At 63.5% G+C, this 23694-nt stretch carries 18 protein-coding genes; 7 read left to right on the forward strand and 11 right to left on the reverse strand.

All coding sequences use genetic code 11. The features are described from left to right. The first annotated feature begins 7 nt into the window (after nucleotides 1-7). From JHX88_RS16835 to JHX88_RS16845, 3 genes are all read left to right on the forward strand, one after another. Nucleotides 8-1543 (forward strand): di-heme oxidoreductase family protein, encoded by a 1536-nt coding sequence (locus JHX88_RS16835; RefSeq protein ID WP_084202998.1) that lies wholly within the window; start codon nucleotides 8-10, stop codon nucleotides 1541-1543. Further along, nucleotides 1543-2538 carry an imelysin family protein gene (locus tag JHX88_RS16840; RefSeq protein WP_076524796.1) on the forward strand — a complete coding sequence of 332 codons (996 nt, stop codon included), beginning with the start codon at nucleotides 1543-1545 and terminating at the stop codon, nucleotides 2536-2538. The genes JHX88_RS16835 and JHX88_RS16840 overlap by 1 nt, the downstream gene beginning before the upstream one ends. A gap of 138 nt (nucleotides 2539-2676) precedes the next feature. Next, the gene (locus tag JHX88_RS16845) at nucleotides 2677-3753 is read left to right on the forward strand and encodes a DUF1513 domain-containing protein (protein ID WP_076524798.1); all 1077 of its coding nucleotides are present in this window, start codon (nucleotides 2677-2679) and stop codon (nucleotides 3751-3753) included. A gap of 18 nt (nucleotides 3754-3771) precedes the next feature. On the opposite strand, the gene JHX88_RS16850 is transcribed toward JHX88_RS16845, so the two are convergent. The 5 genes from JHX88_RS16850 to glgB all read right to left on the reverse strand — a co-directional run bounded on the left by JHX88_RS16850 (nucleotide 3772) and on the right by glgB (nucleotide 13853). After that, complete coding sequence (locus JHX88_RS16850; protein WP_084203019.1) at nucleotides 3772-6192, reverse strand: glycogen/starch/alpha-glucan phosphorylase; 2421 nt, start codon at nucleotides 6190-6192, stop codon at nucleotides 3772-3774. 461 nt (nucleotides 6193-6653) lie between these two features. After that, on the reverse strand, nucleotides 6654-8744 hold the full coding sequence (gene glgX / locus JHX88_RS16855) for a glycogen debranching protein GlgX (RefSeq protein ID WP_076524800.1): 2091 nt from the start codon (nucleotides 8742-8744) through the stop codon (nucleotides 6654-6656). 119 nt (nucleotides 8745-8863) lie between these two features. Next, on the reverse strand, nucleotides 8864-10285 hold the full coding sequence (glgA, locus tag JHX88_RS16860) for a glycogen synthase GlgA (protein WP_076524802.1): 1422 nt from the start codon (nucleotides 10283-10285) through the stop codon (nucleotides 8864-8866). Then, nucleotides 10282-11541: a glucose-1-phosphate adenylyltransferase gene (gene glgC, locus JHX88_RS16865; protein ID WP_076524804.1), complete on the reverse strand. Its 1260-nt coding sequence runs from the start codon at nucleotides 11539-11541 to the stop codon at nucleotides 10282-10284. The genes glgA and glgC overlap by 4 nt, the downstream gene beginning before the upstream one ends. 125 nt (nucleotides 11542-11666) lie before the next feature. Beyond that, entirely contained in the window at nucleotides 11667-13853 is a 2187-nt protein-coding gene (glgB, locus tag JHX88_RS16870; RefSeq protein WP_076524806.1) for a 1,4-alpha-glucan branching protein GlgB, read from the reverse strand. A 124-nt stretch (nucleotides 13854-13977) separates the two neighbouring features. Between glgB and JHX88_RS16875 the strand changes: the two genes are divergently transcribed. Next, on the forward strand, nucleotides 13978-15582 hold the full coding sequence (locus JHX88_RS16875; RefSeq protein ID WP_076524808.1) for an alpha-glucosidase: 1605 nt from the start codon (nucleotides 13978-13980) through the stop codon (nucleotides 15580-15582). 12 nt (nucleotides 15583-15594) lie between these two features. Then, nucleotides 15595-16137 (forward strand): 5' nucleotidase, NT5C type, encoded by a 543-nt coding sequence (locus tag JHX88_RS16880; protein WP_076524810.1) that lies wholly within the window; start codon nucleotides 15595-15597, stop codon nucleotides 16135-16137. A 12-nt stretch (nucleotides 16138-16149) separates the two neighbouring features. Here the strand turns inward: JHX88_RS16880 and JHX88_RS16885 are convergent, their stop codons facing one another. The 6 genes from JHX88_RS16885 to JHX88_RS16910 form a co-directional block, all read right to left on the reverse strand. Then, nucleotides 16150-16332, reverse strand: coding sequence for a hypothetical protein (locus JHX88_RS16885; protein ID WP_076525009.1), 183 nt, complete (start codon nucleotides 16330-16332; stop codon nucleotides 16150-16152). A 160-nt stretch (nucleotides 16333-16492) separates the two neighbouring features. Next, the gene (locus JHX88_RS16890) at nucleotides 16493-18001 is read right to left on the reverse strand and encodes a malonate--CoA ligase (protein WP_076524812.1); all 1509 of its coding nucleotides are present in this window, start codon (nucleotides 17999-18001) and stop codon (nucleotides 16493-16495) included. Continuing rightward, entirely contained in the window at nucleotides 17998-19305 is a 1308-nt protein-coding gene (locus tag JHX88_RS16895; protein WP_076524814.1) for a malonyl-CoA decarboxylase, read from the reverse strand. The genes JHX88_RS16890 and JHX88_RS16895 overlap by 4 nt, the downstream gene beginning before the upstream one ends. Further along, complete coding sequence (locus JHX88_RS16900) at nucleotides 19302-20618, reverse strand: TRAP transporter large permease (RefSeq protein ID WP_076524816.1); 1317 nt, start codon at nucleotides 20616-20618, stop codon at nucleotides 19302-19304. Before JHX88_RS16900 ends, JHX88_RS16895 begins: the two co-directional genes overlap by 4 nt. Continuing rightward, nucleotides 20618-21124, reverse strand: a complete 507-nt coding sequence (locus JHX88_RS16905; RefSeq protein WP_076525013.1) for a TRAP transporter small permease — start codon at nucleotides 21122-21124, stop codon at nucleotides 20618-20620. The genes JHX88_RS16900 and JHX88_RS16905 overlap by 1 nt, the downstream gene beginning before the upstream one ends. Before the next feature lie 5 nt (nucleotides 21125-21129). Next, entirely contained in the window at nucleotides 21130-22125 is a 996-nt protein-coding gene (locus tag JHX88_RS16910) for a TRAP transporter substrate-binding protein (protein ID WP_272848076.1), read from the reverse strand. Between the two features lie 116 nt (nucleotides 22126-22241). Here JHX88_RS16910 and JHX88_RS16915 point away from each other — a divergent pair, with 116 nt between their 5' ends. Both JHX88_RS16915 and JHX88_RS16920 read left to right on the forward strand, forming a co-directional pair. After that, the gene (locus tag JHX88_RS16915; protein WP_076524818.1) at nucleotides 22242-22907 is read left to right on the forward strand and encodes a GntR family transcriptional regulator; all 666 of its coding nucleotides are present in this window, start codon (nucleotides 22242-22244) and stop codon (nucleotides 22905-22907) included. Nucleotides 22908-23219: 312 nt separating this feature from the next. Next, nucleotides 23220-23657, forward strand: a complete 438-nt coding sequence (locus JHX88_RS16920) for a c-type cytochrome (protein ID WP_076524820.1) — start codon at nucleotides 23220-23222, stop codon at nucleotides 23655-23657. Nucleotides 23658-23694 lie beyond the last annotated feature (37 nt).

Consider the following 23694-nt stretch of genomic DNA (forward strand, 5'->3'; position numbering starts at 1 on the left):
GATTGGCTTGGCGGCGCTGGCGGTGCTGATCTGTTCCGCCGCGCCGCTGATCGCCGATCAGCCGGAGTTGCGGGATCTGCACCTTTCCACCATCGCGCGCAGCGATGAGGAAACAGCCCGCATAAAGGCCGTGACGGCCCCGCCGACCGGTTTCACGGCGCCTGAGAAATTCGAGGCCAATCCCGCCGGGGCGGCCACCGTGCGGCGGCGCAGTGATGCCGACGCCTTTTCGCTGCCCTCGGGAAATATCTCCTTCGAGGGAGAGCTGGATTTCAAGCTCGGCAACGGGCTGTTCCGCAAGCTGTGGGTGTCGTCGCCCTCCTCGACGCTGGCTTCGGACGGGCTGGGGCCGCTTTACAATTCGCGCGGCTGCCAGAACTGCCATCTCAAGGACGGACGCGGCCATCCACCCGATATTGCCGGCGATCCGGGCGGCTCGATGTTCCTGCGCCTGTCGATCCCTGCGCCAGAGGATGCGGCTGCAAGCAAAATCGAGGATTACCTGGCCAGTATAGGACAGGACATCACCCCGACCCGCCCCGATCCGGTCTATGGCGGGCAGTTGCAGGACCTGTCGGTGCAGGGCATCCCCGCCGAGGGACGGATGCGCATCACCTATGACGAGATCCGTATCCCCCTGTCGGGCGGCGAGACAGCCTCCTTGCGCAAGCCCGGCTATTCCATCGACAACCCGGCCTATGGCCCGCTGCGCGACGATTTGATGATCAGCCCGCGCGTCGCCCCGCAGATGATCGGGCTGGGGCTGCTGGAGGCGATCCCGGCCGCCGATATCCTGGCGGGCGCCGATCCCGAGGATAGCGACGGCGACGGCATTTCCGGGCGCGCGCAGATCACGTGGTCCGAACGCTACGACGCGCCCATGCTGGGCCGCTTCGGCTGGAAGGCCGGGATGCCGACGATCGAGGAACAATCGGCAAGCGCATTCGCCGGGGATATCGGCATCTCGAACCCGTTGCATCCCGACGGTTGGGGCGATTGCACCAATGCGCAGACCGCCTGCGTCAAGGCTCCGCATGGCGATGGCGACGCGCGCGGGACCGAGATCGATGCCGAGGGGCTCGACCTCGTGAGTTTCTACAGCCGCAATCTGGGCGTGCCGGAACGGCGGGACTTGGACGACAAGGACGTGCTGCACGGCAAGCAGGTCTTTCACGACACCGGCTGCGCCGATTGCCACCGCCCGAAATTCGTCACCGCCCGGCTGAAGGATCGGCCCGAGCAGAGTTTCCAGTTGATCTGGCCCTATACGGACATGCTGCTGCATGACATGGGCGAAGGTCTGGCCGATGACCGCCCCGAAGGGCTCGCGAGCGGGCGGGAATGGCGCACGCCGCCGCTTTGGGGACTGGGCTTGACGGAACAGGTCAACGGGCACAGCCTCTTCCTGCATGACGGCCGCGCCCGCTCGCTTCTCGAAGCCGTGCTGTGGCACGGAGGCGAGGCGGAACCGGCCCGTGACCGCGTGATATCCATGCCGCCCGGGGACCGGGCCGCCCTGATCCGATTCGTGGAAAGCCTGTGATGCGAATACCTGCCCTTGCCCTTGTCTCCCTGACCGCCCTCGCCCCCCTGCCCGCCATGGCCGGTGTGACCGAGGCGATACGGGAGCATATCCTGCCCGCCGTCGAGGATTTCTCTGTCGCCGCCGAGGATCTGGCCGAAACGGCGGCGGATGATTGCACGGCAGAGGCGCTGCGCCCGGCCTATCGACAGGCGTTCGACGCCTGGATGGGCCTGTCGCACCTGTCCTTTGGTCCGCTGGAAACCGATGGCCGGGCGCTGGCCATCGAGTTCTGGCCCGATCCCCGCGGCATGGTGGCCCGCACCGTCGCGGGAATGGGTGCCGATGCCGACCCGGTGGTCGACGATCCCGAAGCCTTCCCCGAGGTTTCGGTCGCGGGGCGCGGGCTGATGGCACTGGAGCGCCTGCTTTACGACGATACCCTGTCGGGATACGGGGCCGGAGATTACAATTGCCGCTATGCGACAGCCATCTCGGCCGATCTGTCGCGCATGGCCGGGGAAATCCTGGCCGATTGGCGGGAGCATGCAGAGCTGATGCGGACCGCCGGGGCCGAGGGAAATGCCCGCTACATGTCGGAAAGCGAGGCGTCGCAGGTTCTTTATACCGCGCTTCTGACGACTGTCGAATTCGACGCCGATCAGCGGCTTGGCCGTCCGATGGGCAGCTTCCACCGCCCGCGCCCAACCCGCGCGGAAGCCTGGCGCTCGGGCCGTCCGTTGCGGAACGTCACCCTGTCGCTAAAGGCCCTGCGCGATCTGGCCCTGACCATGTCGGACGATCCGATCCCTGTCACCGAGGCGGCATTCGACAGGGCGCTGGCGACAGCTGGCGCGCTTGACGATCCGCTGCTTGCCCGGGTCGAAACCCCGCAGGGACGGCTGAAGGTCGAGATCCTGCAACAGCAGATCCGCGCGGTAGGCGACGCCACCCGGGCCGAGATCGGCGGCGGGCTGGGCCTGAGCGCCGGGTTCAATTCGAGGGATGGGGATTAGAATGGCATTGCGCGTGACCGGGCTGCCGAGCGAATTGCGTCCCGCGATGGCCGGGGGCTGCCTGCCCCCGGACCCCCGGGGATATTTGCATGAAGAAGAAGGAACGAGCGATTTCATGCGGCTCCGGGACGCATTGTCATGATCGGACGCCGAAATTTCATTGCCGCACTGCTTGCCGGGTCGGTCGTGCCGCGCCTGTCATGGGCGGATGCGGGCAGTCCCGCCATCCTCGGCGCAGCGCGCGAAGAAGATGGCGGTTACGCGCTGTTCGGCATCGCGGCGGATGGCAGCGATTGCTTTCGCATCCCCCTGCCCGCCCGTGGCCATGCCGCCGCCGCCCATCCAAGCGCGCCCGAGGCCGTGGCCTTCGCCCGCAGCCCTGGCCGCTTTGCCGTGGTGCTGAACTGCGTTACCGGCGAGGTGCTGGCGCGGCTGGTCGCGCCCGAGGGGCGGCATTTCTATGGCCATGGCACATTCATCGCGGATGGTGATATCCTCTGCACTTCGGAAAATGATTTCGGAACCGGACAGGGCCGCATCGGGCTCTGGTCCCGGAGCGAGGATTGGCGGCGCGTGGGAGAGATCCCCACCCATGGCGTCGGCCCGCATGAGATAAAGCATTTGCCCGGTGACATCCTGGTCGCGGCGAATGGCGGCTATCGCAATCATCCCGACCGGCCCGGCGTCAAGCTGGACGTGTCAGAGATGCGACCCAACCTCGCCTATGTCAGCCCCGATGGCGAGTTGCTGGAAAAGGTCGAGCTGGACGAGGAATTGCGCCTCAACTCCATCCGCCATATCGCCCTTGGCCGGGACGGGCTGGTCGCCTTCGGGATGCAGTGGCAGGGCGATCCGGCGCTGGGGATGCCGTTGATGGGGCTGCATCGGCGCGGCGAGGCGGCGGTTCTGGACCGGATGCCTGTTTACGAGGCCGTGGCGATGCGGGGCTATGTCGGCTCCATCGCCTTCGATGCAGAGCGCAGCCGCGTCGCGATCAGTTCTCCGCGTGGCGGGCGGGTGCAGGTCTTCGACGAGACCGGGCGGCATCTGCGGGCCATCGAGCGCGAGGATGTCTGCGGCATCGCCCCGGCGCCACGGGGCTTCTTTTTGTCCGACGGCCTCGGCGGCCTGATGCGGGCGGGCGAGGCGCTGCATCCGCTGGCCAAGCATCGGGGCCGCGCATGGGATCATCACCTGGTGCCGGTGATGACCTGACATGCCGGTTTCCGGGACCTATTCCCCGATCCCGACCGGATCGACCCGCCAGATATCGGCCATGTAACCCCTGATCGTCCGGTCAGATGAGAAATAGCCCGAGCGCGCGATATTCAGCGCCGCCATCCGGTCCCATTCCGCCGGATCGCGATAGGCGGCATCGACCCGCCGCTGCGCCGCGAAATAGGCGTCGAAATCCGAGGCGACCAGGAACGGATCGTCATTCCATGTCCGGTCCAGCAGCTCGAAATACGCATCGCCCTGCCCGCCCGAGAACCGACCCTCGGCCACCATCTGCAGGGCGGCGCGCAGATCCTCGCTGGCCTCGATGGCTGCGCGGGCATGGCCGGGGCGCGCGGCCTCGGCCCCGGCCTCTGCGGCGGTCAGGCCGAAGAGGAAGAAATTCCCGGCCCCCACATGTTCGCGGATCTCGACATTCGCGCCGTCCAGCGTGCCGATGGTCAGCGCGCCGTTCATGGTGAATTTCATGTTGCCGGTGCCCGAGGCCTCCTTGCCCGCGGTCGAGATCTGCTCGGACAGATCGGCGGCGGGGATCAGCTTTTCGGCCATCGAGACATTGTAGTTCGGCGGATAGGCGATCTGCAGGAATTTCCCGGTGACCGGATCGTTGTTGATGGTTGCAGCCACATCGTTGATCAGCCGGATCACCGTCTTGGCCAGCCAGTAACCCGGCGCGGCCTTGCCCCCGAATATCTTCACCCGCGGCACCCAATCCCCGTTCGGATCGTCATGGATACGCCGCCATAGCGCGATGGCCTCGAGGATATTCATCAACTGGCGCTTGTATTCATGGATGCGCTTGACCTGCACGTCGAAGATCGCCTCTGGATCGGGTTTCACGCCCAGATCGCCCAGCAGGTGATCCGCCAGCCACAGCTTGTTGCACCGCTTGGCCGCCCGCAAACCTTCGCGGAAAGCGGGATCTTCGGCAAAGGGTTCCAGCCCGCGAAGCTGGTCGAGATCGGCGGTCCAGCCGGTGCCGATGCTCTCGTCGATCAGCCGCACCAGCACCGGATTCGCCAGCCGCATCCAGCGGCGCGGCGTGACCCCGTTGGTCTGGTTCACGATCCGATCCGGATGCAGCTTGTGCAGATCGGCAAAGACCGTATCCCGCACCAGGTCGGTATGCAGCGCCGAGACCCCGTTCACCTTGCCCGCCATGATGAAGGCCAGCTCACCCATATGGACCTGGTCATGCCGGACGATCCCGACATGATCGGGGCGGCCCGTCGAGGCGCGGTGATCGGCGTCGATCATCTCGATGATCTGCATGTGACGCGGCAGCACCCGCCCCATCAGCCATGTCGACCATGTCTCGAGCGCCTCGGGCAGCAGGGTGTGGTTGGTATAGTTCAGCGTGCCCCGCGCCAGGTTGCGGGCCTTGTCAAAACCCAACCCATGTTCGTCCATCAGAAGCCGCATCAGTTCCGGCCCGGCAATGGCGGGATGGGTGTCGTTCAACTGGATCGCCAGTTTCTCGGGCAAGAGCCGCAGGTCGCCATGCTCGGACAGGAAACGCCGCAATATGTCCTGCAAGGCGGCGGCGGTCAGGAAATATTCCTGGCAAAGACGCAATTCCTTGCCGGCCTCGGTCGTGTCATCGGGATAGAGCACCCGCGAAAGGGTCCGCGCCAGAACCTCTGGCTCGGCGGCACCGATATGATCGCCCGCATTGAAGCGGTGCAGATCGAAAGGCACGGCCGGATGCGCGCCCCAGAGCCGCAGCGTATTGGCCCACCCACCGTTCCAACCGATCACCGGCAGGTCATGGGCCCGCGCGATGACGGTTTCGCCGGGATGCCAGACCGCGCGGCCATCCACCTCTTCGACATGACCCTTGAAGCCGATCCGGGAACTGTCATCGGCCCGCGGAAACTCCCACGGATTCGGGCGGTCCAGCCAATCCTCGGCGATCTCGACCTGCTGGCCAGAGTCGAAACGCTGGCGGAACAGCCCATGCTCATAGCGGATGCCATGACCCATGGCCGGGCATTGCAGCGAGGAAAGCGATTCCATGAAACAGGCCGCCAGCCGCCCCAGCCCGCCATTGCCGAGGGCGGCATCGGGTTCGTCTTCCAGCAATTCGCGCTTGTCGAGGCCCAGCATCGCCAGCGCTTCGTCCATCGCCCCGTCGAGGCGCAGGTTGATGATCGCATCTCCAAGCGTCCGCCCGATCAGAAATTCCATCGACAGGTAGTAGACCCGCTTCGCGCCCTGCTCTTGCGTGGCCCGTTGTGCCGCCATCAAGGGATCGGTCATCATTTCGCGCAGCAGATGGCTGATGGCCATGCGCCAGTCAGAGATCGAGGCGGTCTCGGGCGAGCGGCCTTGCCCGCGGGTCAGGTGATGAAGAATCCGGTCGTGAAGATCTTGGGCGGAAGGAAATTGGGTCAAAACCGGCCTCTTGAAAATGATCATCCATCGCGGCGCCGATAGCGCCACCAGCATGCGGAACCTGTTGCCAGCTTTCCCGGGCTTTGAAAAGCGCCCGGCCGGTTTTCCCCGTTCGGATCGCGCAAATGCGTCACAGGGGTGCTTGCGTCCCGCGATGGCCGGGGGCGCTTCGCCCCCCGGACCCCCAGAGGATATTTGCATGAAGAAGAAGGAGGAGGGCGGCGCGGTTCAGTATGTTTTTCGTACTGGATTTTGCGGGCTGGTTCCGACTTGTGAAGATAGCGCCTGTATTGCGCTGGAAAGTTAAGGGAATCTGCGCGCGACGCACGCTGCCTGTGTACAGGTTGTGTACATCCTGTGTACGCGTGCTGCATGCGTTGTGCAGTCGGATTCCCAGCATTTGCCCGGTAAAACAAGTCACATGTTGCGCGCAGTGCACATTTGCAACGCGCGCTGGTGTTGCGCAACGGGTCATGGCCCATGGGTCAGCCGGTTTGACCGGTCTCGCTCATGACGAAGGCCACAACGCTATTGGCCCCGATGCGTTCGGTCTCTGCCGCTGCATCGTCGATATCTCCGTCACGCCAACTGTCCAGCCGACGTCGCCAGCCAGCGCCCTCCGCAATATCGGGTAGACGCAGCGAAGCCTCTGGTCCGGAATTGAAAACCACGAAAATCGCCCCCGGCAAAGCCGCGTAACCGGGCGTGCCCGAGGCCATCCGCATCTCGACCGCCAGCAGGCGCAGATCGGGATTGGTCCAGTCGGCTTCGCTCATCGGTTCACCGTCAACGCGGCGCCAGAACAGGTCGGGCAAGCCGTCCTCGCGGCGCGGAAGGCTGTGCAGGAAGCGCTTTTGCCGCAGGATCGGATGGGCCTTGCGGAAGCCGATCACCCGGCGGCAGAACTCGAGAAAACCCTGATCGGCGCTGTCCCAGTCCACCCAACCCGTTGAATTATCCTGGCAATAGGCGTTGTTATTGCCGCCCTGCGAATTGCCCAGCTCGTCGCCCGCAAGGATCATCGGCGTGCCCTGCGACAGCATCAGCGTCGCCATCAGGTTACGGCGGCGGCGGGCGCGGCGGGCCAGCACCCCGGCATCATCGCTCGGCCCCTCGACCCCGCAATTGTCCGAGACGTTGTGATCGTGGCCGTCGCGGTTATCCTCGCTATTGGCCTCGTTATGTTTCTGGTTGTAGCTGACCGTATCCATCAGCGTAAACCCATCATGCGCGGCGATGAAATTGACCGAAGAGGTCGCCGCCCGCCCGTCATGATCGAACCGCGCCGCCGATCCGGCGATACGCTTGGCCAGCTTGCCGATCAGCCCGGAATCACCTTTCCAGTAACCACGGATCTGGTCGCGGAAACGGTCGTTCCATTCCGCGAAGGGCGCGGGATAAGAGCCGAGCTGATAGCCGTCCGGCCCGATATCCCATGGCTCGGCGATCAGCTTGACCCGGTTCAGCACCGGGTCCTGGCGCACCGCGCGAAAGAACGGCCCGTCGCGGTCGAACACTCCGCCAGTGCGGCCCAGCACCGAGCAGAGGTCGAAGCGGAAGCCGTCCACATGCATCACCTCGACCCAGTAACGCAATGAATCCATGACCAGTCTGAGCGTGAAGGGGCTGTCCATGTTCAGCACATTGCCGGTGCCCGCGTCATTGACGTAATAGCGCCGATCCTCGGTCAGCCGGTAATAGGCAGCGTTGTCGAAACCGCGAAAGGACAGGGTCGGCCCCAGCTCATTGCCCTCGGCGGTGTGGTTGTAGACCACGTCAAGGATCACCTCGATCCCGGCCCGGTGAAAGCGCGCAACCATCTGCTGGAACTCGGCGATATCGCCGTCGCGCATGTAGCGCGGCTCGGGCGCGAAAAAGCCGTAGGACATGTAGCCCCAGTAATTCACCAGCCCCCTCTCGGTCAGGAAACGGTCATCCTTGAAGGCATGCACGGGCAAAAGCTCGATCGCGGTCACGCCAAGATCGTTCAGGTGATCGAGGATCGGGTCAGAGGCCATCGCCAGATAGGTGCCGCGTCCGGGGATGTCCTGACGCCCGGCGGTCAGGCCCTTCACATGCGCCTCGTAGATCACCGTTTCGGTCCATGGGTGCTGCAGGGGCCGGTCGTCTCCCCAGGCAAAGGCGGGATCGACGACCAGAGATTTCGGCATATAGGCCGCGCTGTCCCGCCGGTCAAAGCTGAGATCGGCATCGGCATGACCGGCGCGATAGCCGCAAAGCGCGTCGTGATTGACGGGCTTGCCGCTCAGGCGCTTGGCATATGGGTCGATCAGCAGCTTGTTGGGATTGAAGCGATGGCCCTCCTGCGGGGTATAGGGGCCGTGGACGCGATAGCCGTATTTCTGCCCCGGCCACAGCCCGGAGATATAGCCATGCCAGACATGCCCCTCGCGCTCGGGCAGGTCGATGCGGGTTTCGCGGCCCCTTGCGTCAAACAGGCACAGCACCACCCGCTCGGCATGTTGCGAGAAGACGGCGAAATTCACCCCGGCACCGTCGAAAGTGGCACCCAATGGTGTCGGGAGTCCTGCGGTGATCGCGTATCTGTCAGTCATTCCCGATGCTTATCAGTGAATTGTAAAGGCCCGGTTGCCAACCCGGCACGATCCGCGTTCCGCGATGGCTTGGGATAATCGCATAAGGAAGAAGGCGCAATGGGAAGCCCATCCGGTATTCAGCCGATCAATTCGGCATACATGTCGGCATAGGCCCTGGCCGACTGATCCCAGCCTACGGGTTGTGCCATCGCGTTCGCCTGCATGCGGGACCATGTTTCGCGGTCCCTGTAAAGTGCGCAAAGCCGGGTCAATGCGTTCCGCAGCGCCTCGGCGGTAATCGGCGAGAACTGGATGCCCGTGGCCACCCCTTGGGCCAGAGCGGCGGGGGAGGCATTGATCACCGTATCCGCCAGCCCCCCGGTCAGGCCCACCAGCGGAAGCGTGCCATAGCGCAGCCCGTAAAGCTGCGTCAGCCCGCAGGGCTCGAAGCGCGAAGGCACGAGGATCGCATCGCCGCCCGCGATCATGCGATGCGAGAGCGCCTCGTCATAACCTATACGGACGGCGACATGCGGGTTCTTCGCAGCGCGCTCGAAGGCGGTCTGCAGGGCGGGATCGCCCGAGCCGAGCAGGGCAAGCTGGCCCCCGCCTTTCAGCAAGGCGGGCAGGGCCTGCAGCACGAGGTCCAGCCCCTTCTGCTCGGTCATGCGCGAGACGATCACGCAGAGCGGGCCATCGCTTCCGGGCAGGCTCATCTCGGCCCGCAAGGCGGATTTGTTGGCGGGCTTGCCCTTGAGATCGCGATAGGTCTTGATCGCCGGGTCAGTGGCAGGATTCCAGACCGACTCGTCGATGCCGTTCAGGATTCCTGTCAGCGCATCGCGGCGGTGGCGCATGACCCCATCCATGCCAAGGCCGAATTCCGGTGTCATCAGTTCCTCGGCATAGGTGGGCGACACCGTGGTCAGGCGGTCCGCCCCGATCAGTCCCGCCTTCAGTGCCGAGATCGCGCCCCAATATTCGAAGCCGTCACTATGGAAGCGCGCAGGGTCGAGCCGAAGGGAATGCAGCCGTGACGGATCGGCGGGACCATTGAAAGCGATATTGTGGATCGTCAGGACGGTGCGCAGGTCTCCTGCCTGCATCCGCCGCAGGTATTCGGTCATGAAACCCGCCTGCCAATCATGGCCATGCAGGATCTGCGGATGCCAGCCCCCAGCCCCCTTGGCCCCGACATGCGCACCGACCCATGACAGCGCCGCGAAACGTTCGGGATTGTCGGGCCAGTCGCGGCCATCCGGGCCCAGATAGGGATTGCCTTCACGGTCAAACAGATGCGGCGCATCGATCACCAGCAGATCGAGCCCCGCCGCCTGACCGGCAAGCAGCCGGGCCGGGCCCCCGAAAAGATCGTCGAACCGCTCGACCTCGGTTTCGCCTGTCAGCACCGCCATGACCGCAGGATAGCCCGGCAGAAGCGTGCGCATCTGCACGCCCTGCACCGCCAGCGCAGCAGGCAGCGCCACCACCACATCGGCCAGCCCGCCGGTCTTGACCAGCGGCGCGCATTCCGAGGCGACCGACAGGACCCGGATCAAAGCGCTGCCGCCCGCTTGTCCAGCATGTCCTGCGTGATCAGCGTCACGCCGCCCTCGCTGACCCGGAACCATTTCGCGTCCTCCTGCGGATCCTCTCCGACGACCAGCCCCTCGGGGATCACCACCCCGCGGTCGATCACCGCATTGGACAGTTTCGCATGGCGATGCACCGTCACATAGGGCAATGCGACCACGTGATCCAGCGAGGCATAGGAATTGGTGTGAACCTCGGTGAATAACAGCGAGTTGCGGATCTCGGTTCCCGAGATGATGCAGCCGCCGGACACCATCGAGGACACCGCCAGCCCGCGCCGCCCTTTCTGATCATGGATGAATTTCGCCGGGGGCACGCTTTCGGAATAGGTCCAGATCGGCCAGTCCCGGTCCCAGAGATTCAGTTCGGGCGTGAAATCGGTCAAGTCGATATTGGCCTGCCAGAAGGCGTCCACGGTGCCGACATCCTTCCAATAGGCAGGCGCGCCCTCGCGCCGCACGCAGGACTCGTCGAAACGATGCGCCATCGCCTTGCCGTGTTTCACGATCTCGGGGATCAGGTCATTGCCGAAATCATGACTGGAATCCGGGTTCTCGGCATCGTGTTGCAGCAGGTCGCGCAGGAAGGCCCAGTTGAAGACATAAATCCCCATCGAGGCCAATGCCTTGTCGGGATGACCGGGCATGGCGGGCGGATCCTTGGGCTTTTCGAGGAAAGAGGTGATCCGGCCACTGCCATCCACATCCATCACGCCGAAGGCGCTCGCCTCCTCGCGGGGGACGGTCAGGCAGCCGACGGTGACATCGGCACCACTCTCGACATGCTCGCGCAGCATGATCTCGTAATCCATCTTGTAGATATGGTCCCCGGCGAGGATCACGATGTAATCGACGTCATAGCTGTCCACGATGTCGATATTCTGGTTCACCGCATCCGCCGTGCCGCGATACCAGCTTTCGTCGGACATGCGCTGCGAAGCGGGCAGGATATCAAGAAACTCGTTCCGCTCGGCCCGGAAGAAGTTCCAGCCGCGCTGGCAATGACGGATCAGGCTATGCGCCTTGTATTGCGTGGCAACGGCGATCTTGCGAATGCCCGAGTTCATCGCGTTGGACAGCGCGAAATCGATGATCCGGGTCTTGCCGCCGAAATAGACGGCGGGCTTGACGCGCCTGTCAGTCAGCTCCTTCAACCGGCTGCCGCGCCCACCGGCCAGAACGAAAGCCATCGCCCGGCTGGTCAGTCTTTTGGTTCTGGCCATGTTATCCCCTCTCCCTCTCAACCTTCTGCACTGACTTCTTCTTCACACAAATATCCTCGGGAGGGGTCCGGGGAGGGCAGACAGCCCTCCCCGGCCATCGCGGGACGCAATTTCCGTCACCGTCCTCATCCCTCGGACGCCGTAAAGATCACCACGGCCAATGGCGGCAATGTCACGGCCATCGAGGCGGGCTGCCCGTCCTGCGGCCCGCCATCCGCCTCTGCCCCTCCCAGGTTGCCCATGCCGCTGCCGCCGTAGATTACCGCGTCGGTGTTCAATGCCTCGGCCCAATATCCCTCGCGCGGCACGCCTATCCGGAAATTCTCACGCGGGACCGGGGTGAAATTGCAGATCACGATGGCGGGGGGATCCCCCGCATCCCCCCACCTGATCCAGGCATAGGTCGATTGCTCGGGATCGGTCGCGATCCACTGGAACCCCTCGGCCTCGCAATCCCGCCGGTGCAGGGCGGGCGTATGCGCGTAAAGCCAGTTCAGGTCGCGCACCAGCGTCTGCACCCCCTTGTGCGGGGGCTGTTCGGCCGAGTGCCAGTTCAGTTCACCCTCATGGTTCCATTCCTCGGGCTGGGCGAACTCGCAGCCCATGAACAAGAGTTTCTTGCCCGGATGCCCCCACATGAAGCCGTAATAGGCGCGCAGATTCGCGAATTTCTGCCATTCGTCGCCGGGCATCTTGGTCAGCATGCTGCCCTTGCCATGCACGACCTCATCATGGCTGATCGGCAGGATGAAATTCTCCGAGAAGGCATAGCTCAGCCCAAAGCTCATCAGGTCATGATGATGCTGCCGATGCACCGGGTCGCGCTGCATGTAGCGCAGCGTGTCATTCATCCAGCCCATGTTCCACTTATAGCCAAAGCCCAGCCCGCCGACATCCACGGGGCTGGAAACCTGCGGATAGGAGGTGCTTTCCTCGGCCACCGTCATGATGCCCTCGGCCTCGGCATAGGCGGCGATATTCATGTTCTGCAGGAAGGCGATGGCCTCGTAATTCTCGCGCCCGCCATCCTTGTTGGGGATCCATTCGTCCTCCTTGCGGGAATAATCGCGATACAGCATCGAGGCCACCGCATCCACGCGCAGCCCGTCGACATGGTATTCCCGCAGCCAATAGATGGCATTGGCGATCAGGTAGTTCTGAACCTCGGTACGGCCGTAATTATAGATCAGCGTGTTCCAATCCTGGTGGAACCCTTCGCGCGGGTCGGCATGCTCGTAAAGCGCGGTGCCATCGAAATGCGCCAGCCCATGCGCATCGGTCGGGAAATGCCCCGGCACCCAGTCCAGCAGCACGCCCAGCCCGGCCTCATGCGCCGCATCGACCAGATCTCGGAATTCATGCGGCGGGCCGAAACGGATCGTCGGCGCGTAAAGCCCCACCGGCTGATAGCCCCATGAACCGTCAAAGGGAAACTCGCTGACCGGCAGCAATTCCAGATGGGTGAAGCCCATATCCTTGGCATAGCCCACAAGATCGCGCGCCATCTCCTTGTAGGACAGGGGCCGCCCGCCATCGTCCCAACGCCTGCGCCACGACCCCAGATGCACCTCGTAGACCGAGATCGGCGCGCGGCGGTCATGCGCCTTGGCGCGGCCCTCCATCCAGGCCAAATCATGCCAGCCATAGCCCGAGATATCGCGCACCACGCTGGCCTGCTCCGGCGGATGCTGCGAGCCGAAGCCGACCGGATCGGCCTTCAGTTGCAGGGCACCATTCGCGTCGAGGATCTCGTATTTATACAGCGCGCCTTCCGCCACATCGGGCAGGAAGATCTCCCACAACCCGTTGCCTGTGCGCCGCATCGGGTGACGCCGCCCGTCCCAACGGTTGAAATCTCCGACCACCGAAACGCGGTGGGCATTCGGCGCCCAGACCGCGAAATGCGTGCCCCGAACGCCCTCATGCGTCATCACATGCGCGCCAAGCGCCTGCCACAGCCGCCGATGCGTGCCTTCGCTCATCAGGTGAAGGTCCATCTCACCCAGCACCGGGCCAAAGCGATACGGATCGTCGAACTCCCATTCGACCCCGCCGCCCGAGCGCGCCTTCAGCCGGTAAGCGCCGGAACCGACCGGCCCCGCAAACAGATCGCCCTCTATTCGCTCCAACGGCATCTCGCCCTTGTCCGTGATCGCCGTCAGCGCGGCGACATCCGGCACCAGCGCCGCCACGCATATCCGCCCGCCTGTCTCATGCGGCCCCAGCACATCGAATGGCCGATCAAGGCGCCCCTCGCGCAGCAGCACGAGGTCATCTTCGCCGATCAAAGCTGTGTTCTTTGCTTGTTTCATGACCCCACTCTATCCGGCGCAAAGATTCGAGCAATGCGTTAGTTAACGCTAACAATTTCTTTCGCTCCCGGCTACAGTCATGATTTATTCGGGCCGAATCTCTTTGAGGATACAGGAGCAGCCGATGGCGGAATGGTGGCGTGACGCGGTGATCTACCAGATTTACCCCCGCAGCTTTCAGGACAGCGATGGCGACGGGCTTGGCGATCTGAAAGGCATCACGCAACGCCTCGACCATGTGGCCGGCCTTGGCGTGGATGCGATCTGGCTATCGCCGATCTTCACTTCGCCGATGAAGGATATGGGTTACGACGTGTCGGATTATACCGATATCGACCCGCTTTTCGGCACGCTCGCGGATTTCGACGCGCTGGTCGCACGGGCGCATGAACTGGGTCTGAAAGTCATCATCGACCAGGTGATCAGCCATTCCAGCGACAAGCATCCGTGGTTTGCCGAGAGCCGCCAGAGCCGCGACAATCCGCGCGCCGACTGGTATGTCTGGGCTGATCCCAATCCCGACGGCACGCCCCCGAACAACTGGCCCTCGGTCTTCGGCGGCCCGGCATGGGAATGGGAGCCGCGCCGCAGACAATATTACCTGCATAACTTCCTGATCGAGCAACCGGATCTGAACATGCACAACCCGGCCGTGCAGGACGCCCTGCTGGAAACCATGCGCTTCTGGCTGGAACGCGGCGTGGACGGTTTCCGGCTGGACACGGTGAACTATTATTTCCACGATGCCGAGCTGCGCGACAACCCGCCCAATCCCGACCATACCGGGCCGGAAACCTATGGTTTCCAGCAGCATATCCATTCCAAGAACCGGCCCGAGAATATCGGTTTCCTGAAACGCATGCGCGCGCTGACCGACGAATACGACGCGCGCATGATGGTGGGCGAGGTCGGGGATGGTGGCCAGACGGCCATCGACATCATGGCGGAATATACCGCCGGAAGCGACCGGCTGCACATGTGCTATAGCTTCGAGATGCTCAGCCCGGAATTCACCGCCGCACATTTCCGCCGCTGCATCGAGGGTGTGCAAAAGGGCGCGCCGGACGGGCATTCCTGCTGGAGCTTCTCGAACCATGACGTGATCCGCCACGTCACCCGCTGGCAGGACCATGGCAGCAGCCCGGATGCCCTTGCCCAACAAGCGGCGGCGATGTTGCTGTCGTTCCCCGGTACAATCTGCCTCTACCAGGGTGAAGAGCTCGGCCAGACCGAAACCGAGCTGGTCTACGAGGAACTCACCGACCCGCCCGCCCTGCGTTTCTGGCCCGAGGTCAAGGGCCGCGACGGCTGCCGCACCCCGATGGTCTGGGATGTCGACGCCCCGCATGCGGGCTTCAGCACGGCCAGGCCATGGCTTCCCGTCAAGCCGCCGCAGGCTGGCCGCGCCGTATCTGTGCAGCAGACCGACAATGACAGCGTGCTCGCCGCCTATCGTGCCGCCCTGTCATTCCGCAAATCGCAGGCCCCGCTGCGCCATGGCCGGACCGAGTTTCTCGACCTGCCCGAACCGGTCCTCGCTTTCCGCCGGACCCATGACGGCGCAAGCCTGACCTGCGTCTTCAACCTCTCCAGGACCGCACGGCAGTTGACCGTCACGGGCGACACAGTACTGTCCGGCCCCTCGCAGGCGTCATTGTCAGCAGGCAGGCTCGATCTGCCCGCGAACGGTTACGCATGGCTGAGCGGCACCATTGATCTGCAAACCTGACAGGACGGCCCCATGACAAGCACAAGATACCGGATCGGCGTCGACATGGATGACGTGATCTGCAACACCCACGCCAAGCTGATCGGATGGGCCGAGCAAGAGTTCGGCCTGTCCCTGCGCGACCGGGCCGATGAGCCCATCGAGACCCTGCTGACCCCGTCGCAAAATACCATCATGACTGAAATGCTGAACGAAGGTTCGATCTTTCGTCAGCTCGCCCCGATGGACGGCGCGGTCGAAATTCTGGCCGAACTCTATCGCGCCCATGACATCTTCATCGTCACAGCCGCGATGGAGCATCCCGGCAGCCTTCAGCACAAATTCACATGGGTCGAAGAGCATCTGCCGTTTTTCGACCCGCTGCGGCTGGTGTTCTGCGGACACAAGCATGTGGTAAATGTCGATTACCTGATCGACGACACCCCGCATCATTTCGAAAAGCTGGACGGGCGCGGCATCCTCTACGACGCGCCCAAGAACCGCCGGGAAAACCGTTTCGACCGGGTCCGGAACTGGCAGGACATCTCGCGTTTCTTTGCAGGGGCTTTGGTCTGAACATCAGCGCGGTCAGTCACCCTTACGGCGAAAGAACAGCTCGAATCCCAGGTAAAGCCCCGCCGCTCCGAACAAGATCGCCCAGAACACGTTGTTCATGGACAGCTCGAACCCCGCCCAGAGCAGCGGTAGTGCAACACAAAGCACCCGCACCCATAGCGGCCTGAAAAAAGGCGCATTCGGATCGACCAGCATCGTTCCCTCCGTTTTGCCCTCCTTACATGACGACAGCCTGCCGCGCAGCCCTTCTTCTTCATGCAAATATCCTCGGGGGTGAATTGCGGCCCGCCGGGACGCAAGAGGGTGCGCGAGCGCCCCCTTGCCCCTACACTACCAGTACACGTTGACCCGAATATCAGCCCTTGAACAAGGCTTCATGCTCGGCCCGCAGCGCCGCCTTCTGCACCTTGCCCATGGTGTTTCGCGGCAATTCGTCGATCACGATCACCTTCTTGGGCTGCTTGAACCGCGCCAATCGGTCGGCCAGCCCGTCGATGATCGCCTGCGGGTCGGGCTTGGCATCCTTCGCGCGCGCAACCACCGCGACCACCCCCTCGCCAAAATCGGGATGCGGAACGCCGATCACCGCGCTTTCCAGCACACCCGGCATCTCGTCGATCAGCAGTTCGACCTCCTTGGGATAGATGTTGAACCCGCCCGAGATGATCAGGTCCTTGCCGCGTCCGACGATGGCCACGTAACCATCCGCATCGATCATCCCCAGATCACCGGTCTTGAACCAGCCATCCGCGCCCAGTTCCTCGGCAGTCTTTTCCGGCATCCGCCAATAGCCCTGAAAGACATTGTCGCCGCGAACCTCGATCTGGCCGATCTCGCCCTGCGCCAGTTCGGCCCCGTCCTCGCCGACGATCCGCAACTCCACCTCCGGCAGGGGGAAACCGACGGTTCCCGCACGCCGCTCTCCCTCATAGGGGTTCGAGGTATTCATGTTGGTCTCGGTCATGCCATAGCGTTCAAGGATGCGATGCCCGGTGCGATCCTCGAATGCGCGATGGGTTTCTGCCAGCAAGGGCGCACTGCCCGAGGTAAACAGCCGCATGTCCCTGACCAGATCACGGGTGAAATCGGGCCGGTCCAGCAGCCGCGTGTAAAAGGTCGGCACACCCATCATCGTGGTCGCCCGCGGCAGCAGTCCAACCACCTGCGCGGCGTCGAATTTCGGCAGCCAGATCATCGCCCCGCCCGACAGGATCGTCACGTTCGAAGCGACGAAAAGCCCATGGGTATGAAAGATCGGCAAGGCATGGAGCAGCACGTCCTCCGAGGTGAAGCGCCAGGCATCCTTCAGCGTGCGGGCATTGGAGAGCAGGTTGTCATGGCTCAGCATCGCGCCTTTCGAGCGGCCCGTGGTGCCCGATGTGTAAAGGATCGCCGCCAGATCGCCGCCTTCGCGTGCGACCGGATCATGCGCCTCGTCATGGGCGGCGACAGCCTCGATCAAGCTACCCTTGCCATCCGCGCCAAGCGTCATCAGTTTTCCGTCAGCGGGCATGAAATCGGCCCGCTTTGCTTCGCGCGCCGGGTCGCACACAACCAGCGCAGGCTCGGCATCGCCAACGAAATAGGCGATCTCGGCGGGAGTATAGGCGGTATTCAACGGCAGGAACACGCCCCCCGCCCGCACCGTCGCCAGGTAGAGCGCCAGCGCCTCGGGCGATTTCTCGACCTGCACGGCGACGCGATCTCCGGGCTTTACGCCCTCTGCCTGCAGCAGGTTAGCCAGACGTCCGGACAGCCGATACATCTCACCATAGCTGATCCGCTTGCCGTCGCCGAGGATCAGGAAATCTCGGGCCGAGCCCTCATGCGGGCCCATCAATGCGTCAAAAAGCGTGTTGGTCATTTCTTCTTCTTTCCGTCCGTCTGCTTTGCCTCGGCCTCGGTCTTTCGGGCCAGTTCCTGCAATTTCTTCGGCGCGGCGATGGTGCCGCTTTCGGTGAATTCATCATGCTGCGCCTCGATCCGGCGGCGGTCATAAAGGTAATTCACCATCATCCCAAGCGACTGTTTCCGCCCCCGCGGCGAAATATCTGCCTCGGGGATTACCCGATGGGCCTCTGCCCCGTTGCCCAGATGGAAACGTGCCACCGGATCGCGCGGGCGTCCCCTGCCATCCTTGGCCAGCAAAAGGTAACGGGCGGTCTGCGCCGACAGGGCGGCGGGCTTGGGATCGTCCAGCAGCTTGGCGATGGCGGTCTCTCCCGCCTTGACTCGTTCCTCCAGCCATGCCCGCAAGCCGGGAATGGGCGAGAGCGTGACGAAAACCGAAAGTCCCGATAGTTCCCGCGACAACTCGGCCACGACATTCTTGATCAACAGATTGCCGAAACTGATCCCGGCCAGCCCCGCCTGACAATTCGAGATCGAATAGAATACCGCCGTATCGGCCTTTTCCGGCGGCAGCAATTCGCGGGTCTCGTCGATCAGCCCCTGAACCGAGTCCGGTAGGCCTTCGGTCAGCGCCACCTCGACGAAAATCAGCGGCTCGTCCGGCATGGCCGGGTGCATATAGGCGTAGCAGCGCCGGTCGGGCGGCAGCACCCGCATCTGCAAATCGCGGAAATCGCGAATCTCGTGCACCGCCTCATATTCGATCAGCTTCTCCAGCAGCAGCGCCGGGCTGCGCCAGTCGATCCGCACCAGTTCGAGGAAGCCGCGATTGAACCATGATTTCAGCAAGTGCCGGAAATCGGCATCGACGCGGGCGAAATCCTTGTCGCGCCCGGTCAGCCGCAACAGGTCGGCCCGCATCCCCACCAGCCGCGCCGTCCCTCCCGGAGCCATATTCAACCGCCGGAGCAATTCCTGCCGCGGAGGCTCGGCGAGGCGCGACAGGGCCTCCAGCGCCGCCGGATCGCCGATGTCCAGATAGGCGCGAGCGGCACCCGCCAGCGCCTCGGGGTCGGGATCGAAACCGTCGCGCAGGGCGTCGAAAAACACCCGCTTGCCAGCGTCGTCCAAGGCCGCGTAGCCGTCCAGCACCTCGACGGCCAGCGCCATCACCCGCATCTCGGAGCGCAGTCCCGGCAGGGCGCGGGCAGATTCGATCAGCGCCTCGGGCTTGGGCGCGTCCTCCCTCCCCCGCCGCCAGCCGGAACTGACGACGAGGCTGCTGAGCCGGTCATAGATCTGCGCGGTCAAGGTCATTGCGCCGCTCCCATGATAAGTTCGGGCAGGAAAAGCGCGATCTGCGGAAAGATCGCCAGCAACAGCATACCAAGAACCATCATCCCCACGAAGGGCAGCGAGCCCATCAGGATGTCGCGCAGCGATATCTGCGGCGCGATGCCGTTGATGACATAGAGGTTCAGCCCGACCGGAGGCGTGATCAGCCCGATCTCCATGTTGATCGTCAGCATCACCGCGAACCAATAGGGATCGAACCCGGCCGAATCGAGGATCGGCATCAGGATCGGCGCGGTCATCAGGATGATCGCTACTGGCGGCAGGAAGAAGCCCGCGATCAGCAGGAAGATGTTGATCACGATCAGCAGCACCCACCGGTTGACCTCAAGGCCGGCGATCCCGTCCGCCACCGTCTGCGTGATGAACAGCGAGGACAGCGCGAAGGCGAACAGTTCCGCCGCGCCGAGGATCAGCATGATCATCACCGCCTCGCGGATCGTGTCGCGGAAGATCGCGACCATCGGCCCGGCCTTCCACATGCGATAGATCACCGCGACCAGCAGCAGGCAGATCAACGCCCCGGTTCCCGCCGCTTCCGAGGGCGTGGCGACGCCGCCGTAAAGCACGAACAGGATCATCGCCACGATGATCAGGAAAGGCAGCACCTTCGGCAGCTTCTCCAGCCGCTCCGCCAGCGAATAGCGGCGCGTCACATCCGACAGCCCCAGCCCGCGCCGCCAGCAATCGAACAGCGCCCATGCCATGAACAGCCCGGTCAGCATCAGACCCGGCATCAGCCCGGCCAGGAACAGCCGCCCGATCGAGGTCTCGGTCGCGATGCCATAGACGATCATCGTCACCGAAGGCGGGATCAGGATGCCAAGCGTGCCGCCCGCCGCGATGGACCCCGCGGCCAGCGAATCGGGATAGCCGCGCTTGGTCATCTCGGGGATGCCCATCTTGCCGATGGCGGCGCAGGTCGCCGGGCTGCTGCCCGACAGTGCCGCGAACAGCGCACAGGCGCCGATATTCGACATCACCATGCCACCCGGCACGCGATACAGCCAGCGATCCAGCGCCTCGTACAGATCCTTGCCCGCGGGCGACGACGCCACCGCCGCGCCCATCAGGATGAACATCGGGATCGACACCATCCCGAAATTCGCGAGCCCCGCGAAAAATGTTTCCGAAACGCCGCCGATGGCGAACCATCCCTCGGACAGCGCCAGCGCGGCGACCGCGACGAAGCCCATCGTGAAAGCGATCGGCGTTCCCACGGCCAGCAGGGTGAACATCGTGACCAGAACGGCCAGCCCGGACATTGACGGAGACATCACGCAGCTCCTTCGGCTGAATCAAGCTCGGGAAACACCGCGAGGATAATCTGCACGATCAGTTGCAGGCTCATCAGCGCAAAGGCGAAGGGCACTGGCCAGAACGGAATCCACAAAGGCAAGGCCCAGATCGTGTCCGTGGTCCAGCCCTTCATCGTTGCCTCGAAAAGGAAATGCAGCCCCGACCATGCCAGCGCACCGACGAAAAACAGCGAGGCCAACCCCGAGATCAACGCGAAGACCCGGCGCATCCCGCTCCCCGCCCGTTCGACCAGCAGATCGACGCCGACATGGCCCTTCAGCGCCAGCACATAAGGCGCGCCAAGCATCATCGCCGCCGTGGTCGAAAAGATCACGTACTCGGTCTGCCAGACGGTCGAGGCGCCCAGGAAATAGCGCCAGATGACCATCTGCGTGACCACCACTGTCGCCGAGGCCAGGAGCAGCATCGCAAGGATGCCGCTCAGCCAGGCCAGCCCGTTCAGAACCCGCAAGACAGCGCTCATGCCGATCATTCCACCGCCAGGGCCTGATCGATCAGTTCCTGACCGCCATCGACCTCTTCGGCAAAGGTCTTGTAAGAGGTCTCCTTGGCGATGGCGAGCCATGCCTCGTAATCCTCAAGGCTCATGCTGACGGTTTCCACCCCGGCTTTCTCGAATTCCTCGATCATCTTGCTGTCGAGACCGGCGGCCTGTTCGGCGAACCAGTCCTCGGCCTTCTGACCGGCATCCATCAACGCCTGTTGCTGTTCTTCGCTGAGCCGCTCGAATTTCTTCTTCGAGATCAGCACCGGCTCATACATGAACCACAACGCGTTCTCGCCCGGTGCGGTCAGGCATTCGGCCTGTTCGAACAGGCGATAGCTGACCATCGAACCGGACGATGTATTCGCCGCGTCCAGGACCCCGGTCTGCATGCCCGTGTAAATCTCGGAAGACGGCATCGAGGCGATGGAGGCCCCGGCACCGACCAGCATCTGTTCGAATGCCGGACCGGCGGCGCGCGTCACCTGCCCCGAGATCGAATCCGGTGCGGTGATGCAATTTTTCTTGCTGACGAACCCGCCAGCCAGCCACGCATCCGACAGGACCAGCGCGCCACTTTCCTCGATCAGCCGGTTGATCTCTTCCATGAAAGGCGAATCGTTCAGGCGTTGGGCGCGTTCATGGTTGCGCACCAGCCCCGGCATCAGCGTGACACTGAATTGCGGCACCCGGCCTGCGGCATAATCCAGCGGGAAGGACGTCATGTCCAACTGTCCGCTGGTTACGGCGCTCCATTGTTCGCGGGCCTTGTAAAGCGATTCGCCCGGATAGACGCGAATCTCCAGATCCACATCGGCATCCGCGACTTCCTTGGCGATCATCTGCACCATTTCGTCCCGGGCATCGCCCTTGCCGCCCGGAAACTGGTGGCTGGCCTTCAGCACTTCGGCCCCGGCGGCCAGCGGCATGGTGGCAGCGATCACTGCTGTCGCTGCTGCGGCGGTCATTATTCTGGTCATGATATTTCCTCCCTTGCGGCGCATCGCACCGAATCTCATACTCCCGCATGCATACTGTCTCGACTTTTGTGTATACACAAGCGATAATCATGCATGCAGATTGATGGGAGTGCAGGATGACCAGTGTCGCCGATGATATCAGCGAGGCGCTAGAGACCGAGATCGTCGAAGGCCTGCTACCTCCCGGCACGCGGCTGGAAGAGCCCGCGCTGGCCGAACGTTTCGGCGTCTCCCGCACCCCGGTGCGAGAGGCATTGCAGCGGCTGTCGGCCTCGGGCCTGGTCGAGTTGAAACCGCGCCGGGGCACGCAGGTCCTGAACCCTTCGATCGGGCGCATCGTCGAGATGTTCGAGGTCATGGCGGAACTGGAGGCCGTCTGCGCACGTCTTTGCGCCCGCCGCGCGGAACCTGAGTTGATCGAGAAGTTGCGGGCATGGCTGATGTCTTGCGAAACCACGGCGGCGGCGCAGGATGTCTCGGCCTATTACGAGGCTAACCGCCAGTTTCATCACACCATCTATCGCGGTTCGGGCAACGGGTTCCTTGCGGAACAGGCCGAATCCCTGCATCTGCGCCTGACGCCCTTTCGCCGCCAGCAACTCCGCGTGCCGCGCCGGTTGCGGCAGTCGCTGGCCGAGCATACGCAGGTCGTCACCGCCATCGAAGCCGGGGACGAAGCAGTGGCAGAGGCCGTGCAGCGAGCCCATATCCTGATCCAGGGAGAGCGTTTCGGCGATTTCCTCTCGCAATTCGGCGCGGCTGCGCGGGCGAACGCGGGCTGAACGCGCGAATCGCGCCACCAGGATCGCGAAAACGTGAGAACAACCGCGCAACGCGCGCTGCCTGTGTACGGTCTGTGTACATGCTGTGCACGTTCGGTGTACGGGTTGTGCAGTCGGATTCCCAGCATTTGCTGGTCAAGTTCCGCCGACCGTAGCGCGCCCCGCACGGACGCAACGCACGCCGCTGTTGCATCCAGCCGCGACCCTCGTTTGCACGATTCTGCTCTGCGACCTTATGCCGGGTAGTCTTGAAGGCTCCGGTTTCCTATAAGCTTTGCTGGACACCCAGCTAGTGTGAGTGAGGAGAGCCAAATGAAACTTGCAATGATCGGCGGCGTTCTGAGCGTCGTCCTTGCCCTGCCCGCCTTCGCCCAGGAAGAGGGCGATGTCGCCGCGGGGGAAAAGGAATTCCGCAAATGCAAGGCCTGCCACATGATCCAGAGCGCCGATGGCGAGGACATCGTGAAAGGCGGCAAGACCGGCCCGAATCTCTGGAACATCGTCGGCCGCCCCGCCGGCAGCCAGGAGGATTTCAAGTATTCCGACGCGCTGCTGGCCCTGAAGGATAGCGGCGAGGTCTGGACCGAAGAGGATTTGGCCGCGTATGTCACCGACCCGAACGCCTTCGTTCAGGAAAAGACCGGCGACTCCAGCGCCAGGACAAAGATGACCTTCAAGCTTCGCAAGGGGCAGGCCGATATCGCGGCCTACCTGGCCAGCGTCTCCCCCGATGCTCCGGCGGCGGAGTAGGACGGCACGGGTTCCTGCGGCAATCAGTCGCATGACA

The sequence above is a fragment of the Paracoccus saliphilus genome, assembly GCF_028553805.1.
Classification (GTDB): Bacteria; Pseudomonadota; Alphaproteobacteria; order Rhodobacterales; family Rhodobacteraceae; genus Paracoccus; species Paracoccus saliphilus.

Coding starts and splice junctions, on each gene's coding strand:
- JHX88_RS16920 (WP_076524820.1), top strand. CDS start 23,220: ATGAAACTTGCAATGATCGGCGGCGTTCTGAGCGTCGTCCTTGCCCTG.
- JHX88_RS16845 (WP_076524798.1), top strand. CDS start 2,677: ATGATCGGACGCCGAAATTTCATTGCCGCACTGCTTGCCGGGTCGGTC.
- JHX88_RS16840 (WP_076524796.1), top strand. CDS start 1,543: ATGCGAATACCTGCCCTTGCCCTTGTCTCCCTGACCGCCCTCGCCCCC.
- JHX88_RS16875 (WP_076524808.1), top strand. CDS start 13,978: ATGGCGGAATGGTGGCGTGACGCGGTGATCTACCAGATTTACCCCCGC.
- JHX88_RS16880 (WP_076524810.1), top strand. CDS start 15,595: ATGACAAGCACAAGATACCGGATCGGCGTCGACATGGATGACGTGATC.
- glgC (WP_076524804.1), bottom strand. CDS start 11,541: ATGGCCAGAACCAAAAGACTGACCAGCCGGGCGATGGCTTTCGTTCTG.
- glgX (WP_076524800.1), bottom strand. CDS start 8,744: ATGACTGACAGATACGCGATCACCGCAGGACTCCCGACACCATTGGGT.
- JHX88_RS16910 (WP_272848076.1), bottom strand. CDS start 22,125: ATGACCAGAATAATGACCGCCGCAGCAGCGACAGCAGTGATCGCTGCC.
- glgB (WP_076524806.1), bottom strand. CDS start 13,853: ATGAAACAAGCAAAGAACACAGCTTTGATCGGCGAAGATGACCTCGTG.
- JHX88_RS16915 (WP_076524818.1), top strand. CDS start 22,242: ATGACCAGTGTCGCCGATGATATCAGCGAGGCGCTAGAGACCGAGATC.
- JHX88_RS16890 (WP_076524812.1), bottom strand. CDS start 18,001: ATGACCAACACGCTTTTTGACGCATTGATGGGCCCGCATGAGGGCTCG.
- JHX88_RS16900 (WP_076524816.1), bottom strand. CDS start 20,618: ATGTCTCCGTCAATGTCCGGGCTGGCCGTTCTGGTCACGATGTTCACC.
- JHX88_RS16850 (WP_084203019.1), bottom strand. CDS start 6,192: ATGATCATTTTCAAGAGGCCGGTTTTGACCCAATTTCCTTCCGCCCAA.
- JHX88_RS16905 (WP_076525013.1), bottom strand. CDS start 21,124: ATGAGCGCTGTCTTGCGGGTTCTGAACGGGCTGGCCTGGCTGAGCGGC.
- JHX88_RS16895 (WP_076524814.1), bottom strand. CDS start 19,305: ATGACCTTGACCGCGCAGATCTATGACCGGCTCAGCAGCCTCGTCGTC.
- JHX88_RS16885 (WP_076525009.1), bottom strand. CDS start 16,332: ATGCTGGTCGATCCGAATGCGCCTTTTTTCAGGCCGCTATGGGTGCGG.